This is a genomic window from Alloalcanivorax venustensis ISO4, assembly GCF_015356855.1.
GTDB lineage: Bacteria > Pseudomonadota > Gammaproteobacteria > Pseudomonadales > Alcanivoracaceae > Alloalcanivorax > Alloalcanivorax venustensis.
The window spans coordinates 24,016-39,523 of sequence record NZ_ARXR01000011.1 but is presented as its reverse complement, the minus strand read 5'-3'; the positions used below and the strand labels follow the sequence as shown (position 1 = coordinate 39,523).

Below are 15,508 nucleotides of genomic sequence, written 5' to 3'. Positions count from 1 at the left end.
ACGCAGGCCCTCAGAATGTCCAGTGTGACCAGCAGAGTACGGCGGGGAAGTTTTTGGGTAACAGCCCCAAACAGAGGCGCTATTAGCACGTAGCGAGCGACGATCGGGACCGTGGCGTTCACGAAATAAGGGGCGGTTCCTTTGGTCTTGACGAATTGCTGCCTACTATAAGCAATGCCTCCTTCAAGAGCGAACGTACTGTGAGTTAACGCCTCTCACTGGAACCCCATAGCAAAGGACTGCGTATGAGTAGTCTCCATGAAACCGCCTATCCGCGATTGAAGGCGGAGGTCTCGGATCAAGAACTGGCAGAAATTTATACACCCTCTGCCCAGGAACGATCCTTTGCCCGAAAGCACGGTCGAACTCCGGCTGCTCGTGGCGCCCTGCTCATTCTCCTGAAAACAGTGCAGCGCCTGGGCTACTTTGTCCACCTCATAGCCGTTCCCCAATCCATTACAACGCACATTCTGGCGTGCGACGACCTTTCACATCTCGCAGCGAGCCAGCTCAGGGTCTACGACCGCAATGGCGGCGCCCGTCAGCGGATGTTGGACACGGTTCGTCAACAGGTGAACATCAAGGCGTTCACCGTTGAAGGCAAGGCAATTGTACGGGAACTGGCGCGTGAAGCGGCCACCACCAAGCAGGACCTGGCGGACATCATCAATGTGGTGATCGAAGAGCTGGTGCGCCAACGTTTTGAGCTACCGGGTTTTTCAACGCTGCAAAGGTCCGCGCGTCAGGCTCGCAGCACTGTTAATACCAGTTACTTCCGGACGCTCAATGCGGGTTTGACAGCGCATCAAAAAAACGAATTTGACCAGTTGCTGCACGTGCCGGACGATTCCCCTCACACCAGTTGGCATATGTTGAAACAAGAACCCAAAAAACCGACCAATACAGAAGTGAAGAAGTATCTTCAGCATCTGGAATGGCTTCAGGGCTGGTGTCAACGATTGCCCGCTGTTGATCACATTCCTGCCGGCAAGTATCACCACTTCATACTGGAAGCACGAGCGCTGGGCGCGGCCAACATCAAGGCCATGCAAAGCACCAAACGCTATGCCTTGATGGTTCTGCTGGTCCATGCCCAATTGCGTCGCGCGATGGACGATGCGGTCGACATCTTTGTCCGCAAGATGCGCAACATCAAGACCAAGGCAGAAGCCAACCTGAACCAATATCACCTGGATCATATGAAGCGCATGGACAAGCTGGTGGCTCAACTGCGTGACGTACTGACCGCCGTCCAGGAAGCGCCAACGGATTCTGAGCGAGGTGCCCGAGTGGCGGCTGCCATCCAGAGTGATCCTGATGAATTACTGGCCGAGTGTGAGGAACACATGGCCTATGCTGGCAATAACTTCATCCCGTTCATGCTGCAACCCTACCGCCCGTTACGCCCCCTGTTATTCAATTGCCTTGAACTACTGGATCTGGCGGCAACCAGCCACGATCAATCCTTGATTGAGGCGATTGCGACTCTGAAAAAGCACCGGCACAGCCGTAAGGAATGCCTTGTGCTCAGCACTCAACCCGTCGACGTGTCCTGGCTACCGGAGCGTTGGCGCCGTTTGGTATTGGGGGCGGGGCCAAGCCAGCTACCGCCCGGCATGGTCTACCGGAAGTATTTCGAGCTGGGCGTACTGACACAGGTGAAGCGTGAACTGATTTCCGGCGATCTCGCGGTCGCGAACAGCGACCAATACAGTGACTACCGCGATCAGCTGGTGGATTGGAGTGTCTATGATGCCCAGATAGCGGACTACAGCGCGATGATTGATATCGAATCCGACCCCGCCGCTTTTGTGGCACAAGCCCACTCCCGGTTGAGCGAAACGGCCGACCGCATTGACCGTGGCTTCCCGGAGAATGAATACGCCGTCTTCCATGGTGAAGAGCTGGTGATCCGGAAGCACCGTCGCCCAGCGCCTCCGGATGGGTTAGCTGAGATTGATAAACAGTTATCCCAGAATTTGCCCGAAAAGAATATTCTCGACATCCTGGTGGAAGCCGAAAACTGGCTGGGCCTCCACAAACGCTTTGGGCCACTTTCCGGATTTGAGGGCAAGCTGGACGACCCCCGTACCCGCTTTGTTTCGACCTTATTTTGCTATGGCTGCAATCTCGGGCCAACTCAGACCGCGCGATCCATCACGACGCTTAATCGCCGGCAGGTGTCCTGGCTCAACCTGCGGCACGTCACCGAAGAGCGCCTGGAGCAGGCGATTGTACAGGTTATCAATGCCTACAACCGCTACCGGCTGCCGCGACACTGGGGAACGGGCCAGCGGGCCGCCGCCGATGGCACAAAATGGAACCTGTACGAACAGAACCTGCTATCGGAATACCACATACGGTACGGTGGCTATGGCGGGGTGGGCTACTACCACGTCTCGGATAAATACATCGCGCTGTTCAGCCACTTCATTCCTTGCGGCGTTTATGAGGCCATTTACATCCTTGATGGGCTGATCAAAAACGATTCCGATATCCAGCCCGACACCTTGCATGGCGATACCCAGGCGCAAAGTGCGCCCGTCTTCGGGTTGGCTTATCTGCTGGGTATCAACCTCATGCCCCGAATCCGGAATCTGAAGCAACTGGTGTTCTACAAGCCCGATAAACGCCAGCGGTATGAGCACATCAATGCCTTATTCAGCGAAACCGTCAACTGGAAACTGATTGAAACACATGTACCCGACATGCTCCGGGTGGCGCTATCGATCAAGGCTGGCAAGATCGCACCCTCCACGATACTGCGGCGCTTGGGTACCGCAAGCCTCAAGAACAAACTCTACTTTGCTTTCCGGGAACTGGGGAGGGTTGTTCGGACGACCTTTCTTTTGGATTACATTGGCAACGTGGAGTTGCGGCGAACCATTCATGCGGAAACGAACAAAACGGAAGAATTCAACCAGTTCGTGAAATGGCTATTCTTCGGCGGCGAGGGGGTGATCGCCGAGAATATCCGCCACGAGCAACGGAAGGTGATCAAATATAACCATTTGGTGGCCAACCTGGTCATTCTTCACAATGTGGAGTCGATGACGTTGACTCTTAAAGCTCTCAAGGATCAAGGTCATCATATAGATCACGATATTCTCAAAGGGTTGGCCCCATACCGCACGGACCATATCAATCGATTCGGCGATTATACGCTTGATTTTGATCGGCAGGTTTCACCCATGAGCTACAATACAAAAATAATTTAAATCCAATAGGTTAGTGCACTTTCTGGAGGATTTCGTCAGAATCGTTGCCGACCCTCTACTACTACGTGCCGGTGCAGGCGCAGCGCCCGATCTACTCCTACCGGCTGTCGATCGTGCATTTCTGGGCGCTGATCGCCGTGTACATGTGGGCCGGCCCCCACCATCTGCACTACTCCAGCCTGCCCGACTGGGCGCAATCCGTGGGCATGGTGTTCTCCATCGTGCTGCTGGCGCCCAGCTGGGGCGGCATGATCAACGGTGTCATGACCCTCTCCGGCGCCTGGCACAAGCTGCGCACCGACCCGATCATCCGCTTCCTGATCGTCGCCCTGTCGTTCTACGGCATGAGCACCTTCGAAGGCCCGATGATGTCGATCAAGACCGTCAACGCGCTCAGCCACAACACCGACTGGACCATCGGCCATGTGCACTCCGGCGCGCTCGGCTGGGTGGCGATGATCACCTTCGGCGCCGTCTATGTGATGACGCCGCGGCTGTTCGACCGCCGCCGGATGTTCTCGGTGGGCTGGATCAACGTGCACTTCTGGCTCTCCACCATCGGCACGGTGCTCTACATCGCCGCCATGTGGGTATCCGGGATCATGCAGGGGCTGATGTGGCGGGCGGTCAACGACGACGGCACGCTCACCTACAACTTCATTCAGGAGCTCTCCGAACGCCAGCCGTTCTACATCGTGCGGTTGCTGGGCGGCGTCATCTTCCTCGCCGGCACCCTGCTGATGGCGGTGAACGTCTGGCGCACGGTGCGCGGCGACCGTGACGACAACGGCGACCTTAATGTCCTCCGGGAGGCGGCGTAACCATGGCCAATCACCACGCGGTTATTGAAAAGAACATCGGCCTGATGATCGTTCTGATCCTGGTGGCGGTGAGCTTCGGCGGCCTGGCGGAAATCGTGCCGCTGTTCTGGCAGAAAGCCACCACCGAACCGATCTCCACCCTGCGCCCCTACTCCGCCCTGGAGATGGCCGGCCGGGACGTGTACATCCGCGAAGGCTGCCACGTTTGCCATACGCAGATGGTACGGCCGCTGCGCGCGGAAACCGAACGCTTCGGCGATTACACCGTGGCCGGCGAGGACGTCTGGGAGCATCCGTTCCTGTGGGGCTCGAAACGCACCGGGCCGGACCTGGACCGGGTCGGCCTGCGGCCGATCACCGAACAGTGGCACCGCGAGCATCTGCGTGATCCGCGCGCGCTGGTGCCGGAATCCAACATGCCGGCTTACCCCTGGCTGCAGCACGCCACGGTGGACTGGTCGACCATGGCGCGCACGCTGACCGTGTTCCAGCGCCATTTCGGGGTGCCGTACAGCGACCAGGACATCGAAGAGCAGATGGCCAAGGTCAATGGCGAGTGGGCGGACGCCACCGAGGAAGACGCCCTGGTGGCCTACCTGCTGTCCCTGGGCCAGGCCCGGCGGGAGCAGCGCCAATGAACTACCACGCCGTGATCACCGTGATCTTCTTTATCGCCTTTATCGCCCTGGTGGCCTGGGTGTACCGGCCCGGCCGCAAGCGCGACTACCAGAAACTGGGGGAGATTCCGCTGCGCACCGACAGCCACGGTCGCCGGAACCCGAAAGGAGACCGCCCATGAGCGACTTCTGGAGCGTTTACATCATCGCCATCGTGGTGCTCAACCTGGTCGGTTGCGCCTTTCTGTTGTTCGCCAACCTGCGCATGACGCCGGAGGAAACCCGCAGCGACACCACCGGCCACAGCTTCGACGGCATCCAGGAACGCAACCAGCCGCTGCCGCGCTGGTGGCTTTACCTGTTCGTGCTGACCCTGCTGTTCTCGGTGGTCTATCTGGTGCTGTACCCGGGGCTGGGCCGGTTCGGCGGGCTGCTTAACTGGAGCAGCGTGGGCCAGTGGCAGGAAGAGGTGGACTGGGTGGAAAAACAGACCGCGCCGCTGTTCGAACAGTTCGCCAAGGTACCCATCGAGGAGCTGCACGCCTACCCGGAGACCCGCGACGTGGGCGGCCGCCTGTTCGCCAACAACTGCGCCCTGTGCCACGGCTCGGACGCCCGCGGCGCCAAGGGCTACCCGAACCTGACCGACGACGACTGGCTCTACGGCGGCAGCGCCGACGCCATTCTCACCAGCATCCGCGACGGCCGCCACGGGCAGATGCCGCCCATGGCCGCCGCCGTCGGCGGCACCGACCAGGCGGTGCGGGACATGGCGCTGTACGTGCAGAGCCTGAGCCGCCCGTCGATGACCGACCAGCCCGAGGTGGCCGCATCGGTGGCCCGCGCCGAGCCGCGCTTCGCGGTGTGCGCCGCCTGCCACGGGCAGGACGCGCGCGGCAACCAGGCCCTCGGCGCGCCCAATCTGACCGACGGCATCTGGCTGCACGGGGCGCGCCTGGAGGACATCGAAACCACCATCCGGGAAGGCCGCAGCGGGCGGATGCCGCCGCATGAGTCCGTGCTCAGCGAAGAGCGTCTGCATGTGCTGGCCGCCTACGTTTACGGGCTGTCGCAACCATGAATTCCGGCCGTATTCCCAGCCAGGATCTCAGCCCGGACGGCGGTTCCGGGCTGTACGCCAAGCGCCGGCGCATCCAGATCAAGGATGTGAAGGGCCATTACCAGCGCCTGCGCGACACCAGCGTGCGTCTGGTGGTGGCGCTCTATCTGGTGCTGCCCTGGCTGACCTGGAACGGGCGCCAGGCGATCCTGTTCGATCTGCCGGAACGCCGTTTCCATATCTTCGGCGTCACCTTCTGGCCGCAGGACTTTTTGTTCCTGGCCTGGGCGCTGATCATCGCCGCGCTGGGTCTGTTTTTCGTCACGGTGTTCGCCGGGCGGGTCTACTGCGGCTATGTCTGCCCGCAAACCGCCTGGACCCGACTGTTCATGGCCATCGAACAGCGCTGCGAAGGCGACCGCCACCAGCGTCTGAAATGGGACCGCGCGCCCTGGGGCGCGGAGAAACTCCTGCGGCGCGGCCTGAAACACGTGCTGTGGCTGGCCCTGGCGCTGGCCACCGGCGTCACCTTCGTCGGCTATTTCACCCCCATCCGCGAGCTACTGCCGGCCCTGGTCAGCGGCGAGGTGGGCGGCTGGACGCTATTCTGGTCCGGCTTTTTCACCGTCGCCACCTACGGCAACGCCGGCTTTATGCGCGAGCAGGTTTGTCTGTACATGTGCCCCTACGCCCGCTTCCAGAGCGTCATGTTCGACCGCGACACCCTGGTGGTGTCCTACGACCGGGCCCGGGGTGAACCGCGCCGGCGCGGCGCGCGCAAATCATCCGGCCAGGAGCCGGCCGGCGACTGCGTGGACTGCGGGCTGTGCGTGCAGGTCTGCCCCACCGGCATCGATATCCGCGACGGGCTGCAGTACGAGTGCATCACCTGCGCCGCCTGCGTGGACGCCTGCGACCAGGTGATGGCACGGATCGGCCGGCCCCGCGGGCTGATCGACTACACCACCGAAAACACCCTGAACGGCCGGCGCAGCCGGGTTCTGCGGCCGCGCCTGATCGGCTACGGGCTGGTGATGGTGCTGATGATGGGCTGGTTCGCCGCCGGCCTGGTCCAGCGGGTGCCGCTGCAGGTGGACGTGCTGCGTGACCGCAACCAACTCTACCGGCTCACCGCCGACGGGCGCATCGAGAACAGCTACCGGCTGGAGATTCTCAACAAGGACCAGCAGGCCCACGACTACCGGCTCAGCCTGGACGCGCCGGAGGGCCTCACCCTGGTGCAGGGCAACCCCACCTTTACCCTCGCCGGCGGCGAGCACCGCAGCCTGCCGGTCACCGTCAGCGGCGACCCCTACGCCGGCGAGGTGCGCTCCGCCACCGTTCGTTTCCGGGTACGCAGCAGCGAGCCCCGTTCCACTATGGAGACCACCCATGAGGCACGTTTCATCGCGCCCTGATCCCGAGCGCCCCTGGTACCGCCACGGGCTGGTATGGCTGGTGATCGCGCTGCCGGCGGCGTCGGTGGTGGGCGGCCTGGCCACCCTGGCGATCGCCATCACCCACGCCGACGCCACCGTGGCCGATCACTGGTACCAGGACGGCAAGGCGATCAACCGGTCGCTGGAAGAGGAGCGGCGCGCGGAATTTCTCGGCCTGCGGCTGGAAATCGACCGGGCCCGGGGTATCCGGTTGCGCAGCGAAACCGCCCTGCCCTGGCCGGACCAGTTGGACGTCACCCTGCGCCATCCAGTGTTCGCCGAGCGCGACCGGCAGCTGCGCCTGAGCCATCGCGGTGACGGCGGCTACGGCCCGGCGGACCCGATCCCCGCCGGCGGCGACTGGACGGTGACGGTGAGTCCGCCGGACGGCCGCTGGCGGCTGAGCCGGCGGGTGGACCTGGACACCGGGACTGTCCACATCGGCACCCGGGCGGGCTCCGGATGAGCAGCGCCTGCGCCCACTGCGGCGAACCGGCGGCGCCTGAGCTTTACGTGGAACAGGACGCGCAACGGCTGCCGGTCTGTTGCCCGGGGTGCGCCGGCGCGATGACGCTGGTCCATGAGCTGGGCCTCGACAACTACTACCGCCTGCGCACCGGCCGGGCCCGGCCCCACGGCGGGGACGAGCCGGGCGAACGGGAGCGCAATCTGGCGCTGTTCGGAATGCCGGAGCTGCTTGCCGAGCATGAAAGCGTGACGCCGGAGGGACGGCGCCTGACGCTCTCCCTGTCCGGCCTGAACTGCGCCGCCTGCTGCTGGTTGATCGAAAAAGCGGCGGCGGACATCCCCGGGGTGGTATCCGTGGGCACCGACCTGGCGGCCATGGAACTGACCCTGGTGTACCGGCGCGCGGATGCCCCCGCCGCCGTCGCCGAGCGCCTCGACCGGCTCGGCTACGGAGTGACTCTGCCGGGCGATCCCCGTGGCCGGGCGCTGCGCCGCCGCGAGCAACGCCGGCTGCTCGGCCGCCTGGCCCTGGCGGGCATCGGCGCCATGCAGGCGATGATGTACTCCGCCGCCCTCTACATCGGCGCGTTCGACGACGGCGACCAGGTCTATCAGTGGCTGTTCCGGCTGGTGGGCCTGCTGATCGCCACGCCGGTGGTGTTCTACGCCGGCTGGCCGTTCTTTCAGGGCGCCTGGCGCGGCCTGCGCGCGGGTAGCCCGGGCATGGACCTGCCGGTGGCACTGGCGTTGTCGCTGGCCTGGGGCGGTTCGGTGGTGAACATGGCGCTGGGCGGCGAGCACGTGTATTTCGATTCCGCCGCCATGTTCGTGTTCTTCCTGTTGCTGAGCCGCTGGTTGGAGCAACGCCAGCGCCACCGGGTCGGCGCCGCCTGGCAGCAGCTCAAGGACGCCCTGCCCCTGCTGGTGCGTCGAAGCACGGACGGCGACGAGCAGTGGGTGACGAGCCGGCGGGTGGTGGCCGGCGACCTGCTGCGGCTCGGCCAGGGGGAAGTGCTGCCGGTGGACGCGGTGGTGGTGGAAGGCCAGGGGCAGGTGGAGCAGGCCGCGCTCACCGGTGAACCGCTGCCCTGCCGCCGTGGCCCCGGCGACGCCGTCCAGGCGGGCGGGCGCCTGTTGGAGGGCACGCTGCTGGTGCGCGCCGCCGGGCCGGTGGGCGACAGCCTGGTGGCCCGGATCGCCGACCAGGTCGCCCGGGCCCGGTCCGAGCCGCCCCCGATGGTGCGCGACTGGCGCCGGGTGGCGCCGCTGTTCACGGTGGCGGTGCTGGCCCTGGCGGCGCTCACCTTCGGCCTGCACTGGGCCGCCGGGCCGGCGCGGGCGTTCGAGCACGCGCTGGCGGTGCTGGTGGTCACCTGCCCGTGCGCCCTGGCCCTGGCGGTGCCGCTCAGCGTTTCCGGCGGGCTGGGCGCGGCGCTGCGCCACGGCGTTCTGGTGGCGTCCCCGGGGCAGCTGCTGGCCGTCACCGGCCTGCGCGGCGTGCTCTTCGACAAGACCGGCACGCTCACCAGCGGTCACTTCCGGGTGATCCGGCATCAACCTCTCGGCGACGGCGGCCACAGTGAGGCGGTGTTGCTGTCGATCGCCGCCGCCCTGGAACGCCACCACCCCCACCCGCTGGCGCGCGCCTTTGACGCCTACCCCGACGACCCGGCGCTGGCGGATGCGGAGGTCCTGCATCAGGGCGCCCAGGGGCGCCGCCTCGGCGTACTCTGGCGCATCGGCCCGGACCCCTTCGACGACGCCGGCAACGCGGCCACGCGGGGCGCCACCCGCCTGCTTCTGTATGAAAACGAGCAGCCACGCCTGCGCCTGTGGCTCAGCGACGAACCGCGCCCGGAAGCGGCGGCGGTGACCCGCGCCCTGGGCGCGCAAGGATGGCACCTGCGCCTGGCCAGCGGCGACGGCGAAGGCGCCGTGGCCACGCTGGCCGACACCCTGGGCCTGGACGACTGGCGCGCCCGCCAGACCCCGGAGCAGAAAAAAGCCTGGTTGGAGCGGTTGGCCACCGAGGAAGGCCCGCAGATGATGGTCGGCGACGGCATCAATGACGCCCCCGCCCTGCTGGCGGCCTCGGTGTCGGTGGCCACGGCGGACGCCAGCGCCCTGGCCCGTAAAGCCGCCGGCCTCTATCTGCTCAAGCCGGGCCTGGCGCCGTTGGCTGCGTTGCCGGCCCTGGCCCGCCGCGTGCGCCGCGGCATCCGTCAGAACCTGACCTGGGCGCTGGCCTATAACCTCACCGCCGTGCCGCTGGCGGTGGCCGGGCTGGTGCCGCCCTGGGCCGCCGCGCTGGGCATGTCGGCCAGCTCGCTGCTGGTCACCGTCAACGCATCGAGGATCGCCCGATGGCAATCATCATCCTCCTGATCCCGCTCGCCTTGCTGTTCCTGGGCTTGGCGCTGTGGGCGCTGTTCTGGGCCATCAACCGGGGCCAGTTCGAGGATCTGGAGCACCAGGCCTGGCGCGTGGTGTTCGAGGACCGCGACCGTGATTGAACTGATGCTGCCGCACCTGAGCGCCGCCGCGCTGCTGGCGGTGGCCGGCGCCGCACACTGCGTGGGTATGTGCGGCGGCATCGGCACCGCCCTCACCTTCACCGTGCCCGCCGCCCGGCGCGAGGGCCTGCGTCTGTGGGGCTGGCAACTGCTGTTCGGCGTCGGGCGCATCGGCGCCTATGCGGCGTTGGGCGCGGTGGCCGGCGGGCTGGGCAACGGGCTGCTGCGCGCCCTGCCGTGGCAGGGCCCGGCCTGGCCGGCGCTGTTTTCCGGCGCCCTGATGCTGCTGCTGTCGATCCACTTTCTCACCGGCGGCGGGCTGCTGCGTCGGCTGGAACGGACCGGCGCCGTGGTCTGGCGCCGATTGCAGCCGCTGGTGCGGCGCCTGTTGCCGGTGGATCGCCCCGCCAAGGCGTTGATGCTGGGCGCGCTGTGGGGCTTTCTGCCCTGTGGTCTGGTCTATTCCGCGCTGCTGCTCGCGGCCAGCAGCGCCAGCGTGGTCGGCGGGCTGCTGGTGATGACGGTCTTCGGGGCCCTGACCCTGGCCCCGGTGGCCGCCGGCGGGGTGCTGGGCGGCCAGATGCGCCGGTTCCACGGGGTCCGGGGACGCCGGGTGGCCGCCGCCCTGGGCCTGCTGCTGGGGGCGGTGTTCCTGGCCCAGGGGCTGGCGCCGGGGTCGCTGCACCGCTGGGCGGTGTTCTGCGGCCTGGCCTGAATCACGCCGGGCGTTGATCCATATCAATATTGGCGGGCGGCAACACTGAGACCATACCCCGGTCTACGTTTGGAGCAGCCCCCATGACCGTCTGGAACCCGGACCTGATTCGCCAATACGGCGGCCCCGGCGCCCGCTATACCTCCTACCCGGCGGCTACCCGGTTCCATGAAGAAGTGAGCCTCGGCGACGTTCAGCGCTCCGTGGCGGCGGGCAACCGCGCCCACCGCAATCTGTCCCTGTATTGTCATATTCCGTTCTGCGCGTCGGTTTGCTACTACTGCGCCTGTAACCGGGTGATCACCGCCAACCGCGAGCGCGCCCTGCCCTACATCGCCCATCTGAAAACCGAGATCCGGCAGAAGGCGGCGCTGATCGACCGGCAAAGACCGGTGGTCCAGATGCATTGGGGCGGTGGCACGCCGACGTTTCTGAGCGACGCGCAAATCACCGAGCTGGTGTACGAGCTGGCGCGCTATTTTCACCTCCTCGAGGACGACCGCGGCGACTACGCCATCGAAATCGATCCGCGCACGGTCGACCGCGCGCGGCTGGGGCTGCTGCGCGGGCTGGGCTTCAACCGCCTAAGCCTGGGGGTGCAGGACCTCGACCCGCGGGTGCAGCAAGCGGTGAACCGGGTACAGCCGGTGGCGATGATCCGCCGGGTGTTCGAGGACGCACGGGCCTTCGATTTTCATTCCATCAACGCGGACCTGATCTACGGCCTGCCCTGGCAGAGTGAAACCAGCCTGGCCCATTCGCTGGAGCAGTTGATCGCGCTGCGGCCGGAGCGCATCTCCCTGTACAACTACGCCCACCTGCCGGCGCGCTTCAAAATCCAGCGCCAGATACCGGAGCGCACCCTGCCCAGCCCCGAAGAGAAGCTGGCGATGCTGGTGCGCGCCGGCGGCATGCTGCAGGAGGCGGGCTACGAACTGATCGGCATGGACCACTTCGCCCTGCCCGACGACGACCTGGCCCGCGCCCGCCGCGAAGGCACCCTGCACCGCAACTTTCAGGGCTACACCCTGCACGGCGATGCCGATCTGATCGGCTTCGGGGTGAGCGCGATCAGCGATCTGCACGACCTGTACGCCCAGGCGCCGAAACGCATCGAGGACTGGCAGGACAGCGTCACCAAAGGCGACTGGCCCCTGGAGCGCGGCTATCTGCTTAACCGCGACGACCGCCTGCGGCGCTGGGTGATCATCGGCTTTCTCTGCCAGCTGCGCCTGGATCTGGCCGAGTTCCGGCAGGTGTGGGGGGTCGATTTCGTCGATTACTTCAACGACGTCCTGCCGCAACTGGCGGTGTTCGAAAAGCAGGGGCTGATCGCCATGCAGGACAGCGCCCTGGTGATCACGGACGCGGGGCGTCTGGTCGCCCGGGCGTTGGTGATGCCCTTCGATAATCACCGGGACCCGACGGCCGGCGAGCGCTTCAGCCGGATTATCTAATAAATTTTATAGGCCCTATAATGAACCAAGCCGCTTCCTTGCTACGTAGCCCGCCCGAAGGGGGGATCATGACACGCAGTGTATCCTGCAACCAATGCAGCCTGAGCCCGATCTGCCTGCCGCTGGCCGTCGCGCCGGATCAGCTGGAAGAGCTCGATCGCATCATGCAACGCGGCCGCCCGCTGAAGCGCGGCGAGCACCTGTTCCGCGCCGCCGACGACTTCCACGCGGTCTACGCGGTGCGCTCCGGCGCCCTCAAGACCTACGCGGTGTCCGACGACGGCGACGAACAGGTGACCGGCTTCTATCTGCCCGGCGAGATCGTCGGCATGGACGGTATCAGCACCGCCCGCCATCTGAGCAACGCCAAGGCGCTGGAAACCGCCACCGTTTGCGAGATCCCCTTTCACCGGCTTGAAGACCTGTCGCAGCGCATCCCGTCTCTTCAGCACCACTTTTTCGGGCTGATGAGCAATGAGATCCGCGCCGACCGCGAGCTTCATATGCTGCTCAGCAAAAAGAGCGCGGACGACCGGGTGGCGTCGCTGCTGCTGTCCCTGGCGGCCCGGCAACAACGCCGGGGCCTGAGCGCCAAGCGTTTCCGCCTGCCCATGTCGCGCTACGACATCGCCAACTATCTGGGGCTGGCGGTGGAAACCGTGAGCCGGATTTTTACCCGTTTTCAGCAACAGAAAACCCTGTGGGTCGACGGCCGTGAAGTGGAAATTCTCGACCGCGAGACGCTGTGCGGCAGCGGCCGCCTGGGTGTGGAGGCGTGATCATGAGCAATGCTATGGACGGTAACGGTATTCTGGTTTTTCTCGACCGCGATCTGAAAGCGCCGCAGCCGGCGCTGACCAAGGGCCTGAAGCTGGCGCGCGCCGCCGGCCTGCCGTTGACGGTGATGGTCAACAGCGACTCGGCGGCGATGCGCCGGGCGGTGGGCCTGGACGAGGAACGGCGGCAGGCGGCGGAGAAACAGATTCGAAAGGCCTGGGACAAACGCATCGACGCGCTGTGCGGCGACCACCAGGTGGACAAGCGCATCGTCTCCTCCCGGGACAGCGAACAGGCGCTGCGGGACACGGTCCGCGACTGCCGCCCGGTGCTCAGCGTGGTGCACACCAGCGAGGAAGGCCGGCTGCGCCGCCACTTGTTCACGCCCCGCGACTGGCTGCTGATTCGCCATGCCCCCGGCGCGGTGCTGTGCGTGCATTCCGACCCCTGGAACGACACGCCCCGGTTCACCGCGGCGGTGGAGCCGGAACAGTATGAAGGCGGTCTGGACGACCGGGTGATCGGCGCCGCCGGTTATTGGTGCGAGCAGATGCACGGCGAGCTGGAGGCGGTGCATGTTCTGGAGCACCCGGACGAAACCCTGCTGCTGGTGGCCGGCGAAGCCCTGCCGGAATACGCCGCCAGCGCCGCCAACATTCGCGATTACCACCAGAAAGCGCTGGACGCGTTCGCCGAGCGCCACGCCCTGCCCAAGGACCGCGCCACCCTGCTGGAAGGGCCGGTATCACGGACCCTGGCGGGCTACTGCGAGGAACAGGGCAGCGACTGCCTGGTGGTGGGCACGGTGCGCCGCAACCCGGTGGAGCGGCTGCTGCTGGGCGCCACCGCCGAAGGGCTTCTTACCCGTGCCGGCTGTGACGTGATGGTGGTCAAGCCGGACGACTTCGAGTCCGACTGGTTGTAACCCTCCGGCGGCCAAGGGAGGGGCTCAGGCGGCCCCTTCCGCGCGCCGGAACACCGGCTTGGTGTCGGTGGAAGCCGCCTTGTCGTAGCGGTAGCCGGCGACCCGGGACTTGTTCAATTGCGCCGGCGTTTCAATCCCTTCCTGCAGAATCCAGGCGGCCATCAGCCCGCGCGCCTTCTTGGCGTAGAAACTGATCACCTTGTATTTGCCGTTCTTCTCGTCCTGAAACACCGGTTCGATCACCGGCCCGGGCAGCTGCTCGGTGCGCACTGATTTGAAGTACTCATTGGACGCCAGATTCACCAGCACCTCGGTGCCGGCCGCCTTCATGTCTTTTTTCAGCTGTGCGGTGATAATGTCGCCCCAGAACTGGTAGAGATCCTTGCCGCGCTCATTGTCCAGGCGGGTGCCCATTTCCAGCCGGTAGGGCTGCATCAGATCCAGGGGGCGCAGCACGCCGTACAGGCCGCTGAGGATGCGCAGGCGGCTTTGCGCGGCTTTCAAATCGTCGCCGTCGAAGCGGCTCACGTCGAGGCCGGTGTACACATCGCCCTTGAACGCGAACAATGCGGGCCGGGCGTTGTGTTTATCAAAGGGGCGCGACCATTGCGCGAACCGTTCCACGTTCAGGTGGGCGATCTTGTCGCTGACCTTCATCAGGCTGGCCAGATCCGCCGGTGACAGCTTGCGGGCACGCTCCACCAGTTCGGCGCTGTGTTCCAGAAGGCGCGGCTGGGTGGCGCGCAGCGACGGCAGCGGCGAGTCGTAATCCAGCGTTTTGGCCGGCGATACCACGATCAACATGCGGTTCTCCTTTACAAGATGCAGACCCGATTATAAGAACACCGTCGAGAGAAGAAACAGGCTTTATACTATGGGCCCCTTGGCGAGATGCTATCGTAACCTCAACCGAACCGGGGAGTGATCCAGTCCGATGCGCTTTTTGTTGGTGTTAACCGTGACCGTCGCCGTTGTCGTGCTGCTTTGGGGCAGCTGGCAAGCGGGCCGCAAGCCTTTTTACCTGGTCCTCGCCGGCGTCGCGCTGGCCGGCTCCATTTTCCTCGGCGCTATGCTGCTCACCGACCAGGAACGCCGGGTGCCCACCGACCCGGAGACCGTGGAGACCAGCATCTCCAGCGTGCACGAAACCGAAACCACCTATCGCCTGCGCGGTGAAATCATCAATCGCGGCGAGAACGCGGTGGCGCGTACCGAAATCATGGCGGAAGCGCTCAGCTGCCCGCCGGCCAAAGCCTGCGAGGTGTTGTACGGCGAGCGCATGACGCTTTCCATGCACATCCCCGCCGGCGGACGCTACCCGCTCAATCTGTCCGTGCCCCGCCCCGACCGGGAAATCCAGGCCGAACGCTGGCGCGCCCGGGTGTTGCGGGTGGAAGCCTACGACCGCTGATCACCGGGCCGTGGCATGGACCACTAGGCAATCGCCGACTAAATGGTCACAATGCCGGCTCCTCGAAGCACAGCAACGGCTGTAGGA

The 15,508-nt window shown here is 65.2% G+C and carries 14 protein-coding genes and 1 pseudogene; 14 read left to right on the top strand and 1 reads right to left on the bottom strand.

Annotated features, from left to right (window positions below):
• The first annotated feature begins 245 nt into the window (after nucleotides 1–245).
• The 13 genes and pseudogenes from ISO4_RS08515 to ISO4_RS08455 all read left to right on the top strand — a co-directional run bounded on the left by ISO4_RS08515 (nucleotide 246) and on the right by ISO4_RS08455 (nucleotide 14,010).
• Nucleotides 246–3,218 carry a Tn3 family transposase gene (locus ISO4_RS08515; protein WP_194855906.1) on the top strand — a complete coding sequence of 991 codons (2,973 nt, stop codon included), beginning with the start codon at nucleotides 246–248 and terminating at the stop codon, nucleotides 3,216–3,218.
• Between the two features lie 44 nt (nucleotides 3,219–3,262).
• Nucleotides 3,263–4,039 (top strand): annotated as a pseudogene (locus ISO4_RS08510) (cbb3-type cytochrome c oxidase subunit I); the annotation flags it as partial.
• A gap of 2 nt (nucleotides 4,040–4,041) precedes the next feature.
• The gene (ccoO, locus tag ISO4_RS08505) at nucleotides 4,042–4,677 is read left to right on the top strand and encodes a cytochrome-c oxidase, cbb3-type subunit II (RefSeq protein WP_194855905.1); all 636 of its coding nucleotides are present in this window, start codon (nucleotides 4,042–4,044) and stop codon (nucleotides 4,675–4,677) included.
• Nucleotides 4,674–4,838 (top strand): cbb3-type cytochrome oxidase subunit 3, encoded by a 165-nt coding sequence (locus ISO4_RS08500; RefSeq protein WP_194855904.1) that lies wholly within the window; start codon nucleotides 4,674–4,676, stop codon nucleotides 4,836–4,838. The genes ccoO and ISO4_RS08500 overlap by 4 nt, the downstream gene beginning before the upstream one ends.
• Nucleotides 4,835–5,737, top strand: coding sequence for a cytochrome-c oxidase, cbb3-type subunit III (ccoP, locus tag ISO4_RS08495; RefSeq protein WP_194855903.1), 903 nt, complete (start codon nucleotides 4,835–4,837; stop codon nucleotides 5,735–5,737). Before ISO4_RS08500 ends, ccoP begins: the two co-directional genes overlap by 4 nt.
• Nucleotides 5,734–7,134, top strand: a complete 1,401-nt coding sequence (gene ccoG / locus ISO4_RS08490; RefSeq protein ID WP_194855902.1) for a cytochrome c oxidase accessory protein CcoG — start codon at nucleotides 5,734–5,736, stop codon at nucleotides 7,132–7,134. The genes ccoP and ccoG overlap by 4 nt, the downstream gene beginning before the upstream one ends.
• Entirely contained in the window at nucleotides 7,109–7,621 is a 513-nt protein-coding gene (locus ISO4_RS08485; protein WP_194855901.1) for a FixH family protein, read from the top strand. The genes ccoG and ISO4_RS08485 overlap by 26 nt, the downstream gene beginning before the upstream one ends.
• Nucleotides 7,618–10,008, top strand: coding sequence for a heavy metal translocating P-type ATPase (locus tag ISO4_RS08480; protein WP_194855900.1), 2,391 nt, complete (start codon nucleotides 7,618–7,620; stop codon nucleotides 10,006–10,008). Before ISO4_RS08485 ends, ISO4_RS08480 begins: the two co-directional genes overlap by 4 nt.
• Nucleotides 9,987–10,136, top strand: a complete 150-nt coding sequence (gene ccoS, locus ISO4_RS08475) for a cbb3-type cytochrome oxidase assembly protein CcoS (protein WP_142950204.1) — start codon at nucleotides 9,987–9,989, stop codon at nucleotides 10,134–10,136. The genes ISO4_RS08480 and ccoS overlap by 22 nt, the downstream gene beginning before the upstream one ends.
• On the top strand, nucleotides 10,129–10,851 hold the full coding sequence (locus ISO4_RS08470; protein WP_323745359.1) for a sulfite exporter TauE/SafE family protein: 723 nt from the start codon (nucleotides 10,129–10,131) through the stop codon (nucleotides 10,849–10,851). Before ccoS ends, ISO4_RS08470 begins: the two co-directional genes overlap by 8 nt.
• 83 nt (nucleotides 10,852–10,934) lie before the next feature.
• A complete protein-coding gene (gene hemN, locus ISO4_RS08465) occupies nucleotides 10,935–12,308 on the top strand; it encodes an oxygen-independent coproporphyrinogen III oxidase (RefSeq protein ID WP_194855899.1) in 1,374 nt (457 codons plus the stop codon).
• 68 nt (nucleotides 12,309–12,376) lie between these two features.
• Nucleotides 12,377–13,087 carry a fumarate/nitrate reduction transcriptional regulator Fnr gene (fnr, locus tag ISO4_RS08460; protein WP_194855898.1) on the top strand — a complete coding sequence of 237 codons (711 nt, stop codon included), beginning with the start codon at nucleotides 12,377–12,379 and terminating at the stop codon, nucleotides 13,085–13,087.
• Nucleotides 13,088–13,089: 2 nt separating this feature from the next.
• Nucleotides 13,090–14,010, top strand: a complete 921-nt coding sequence (locus tag ISO4_RS08455; RefSeq protein WP_194855897.1) for a universal stress protein — start codon at nucleotides 13,090–13,092, stop codon at nucleotides 14,008–14,010.
• A gap of 24 nt (nucleotides 14,011–14,034) precedes the next feature.
• Here ISO4_RS08455 and yaaA read toward each other — a convergent pair whose 3' ends face one another.
• Entirely contained in the window at nucleotides 14,035–14,814 is a 780-nt protein-coding gene (yaaA, locus tag ISO4_RS08450) for a peroxide stress protein YaaA (protein WP_194855896.1), read from the bottom strand.
• 154 nt (nucleotides 14,815–14,968) lie between these two features.
• Between yaaA and ISO4_RS08445 the strand changes: the two genes are divergently transcribed.
• Nucleotides 14,969–15,421 carry a hypothetical protein gene (locus tag ISO4_RS08445; RefSeq protein ID WP_142950198.1) on the top strand — a complete coding sequence of 151 codons (453 nt, stop codon included), beginning with the start codon at nucleotides 14,969–14,971 and terminating at the stop codon, nucleotides 15,419–15,421.
• Nucleotides 15,422–15,508 lie beyond the last annotated feature (87 nt).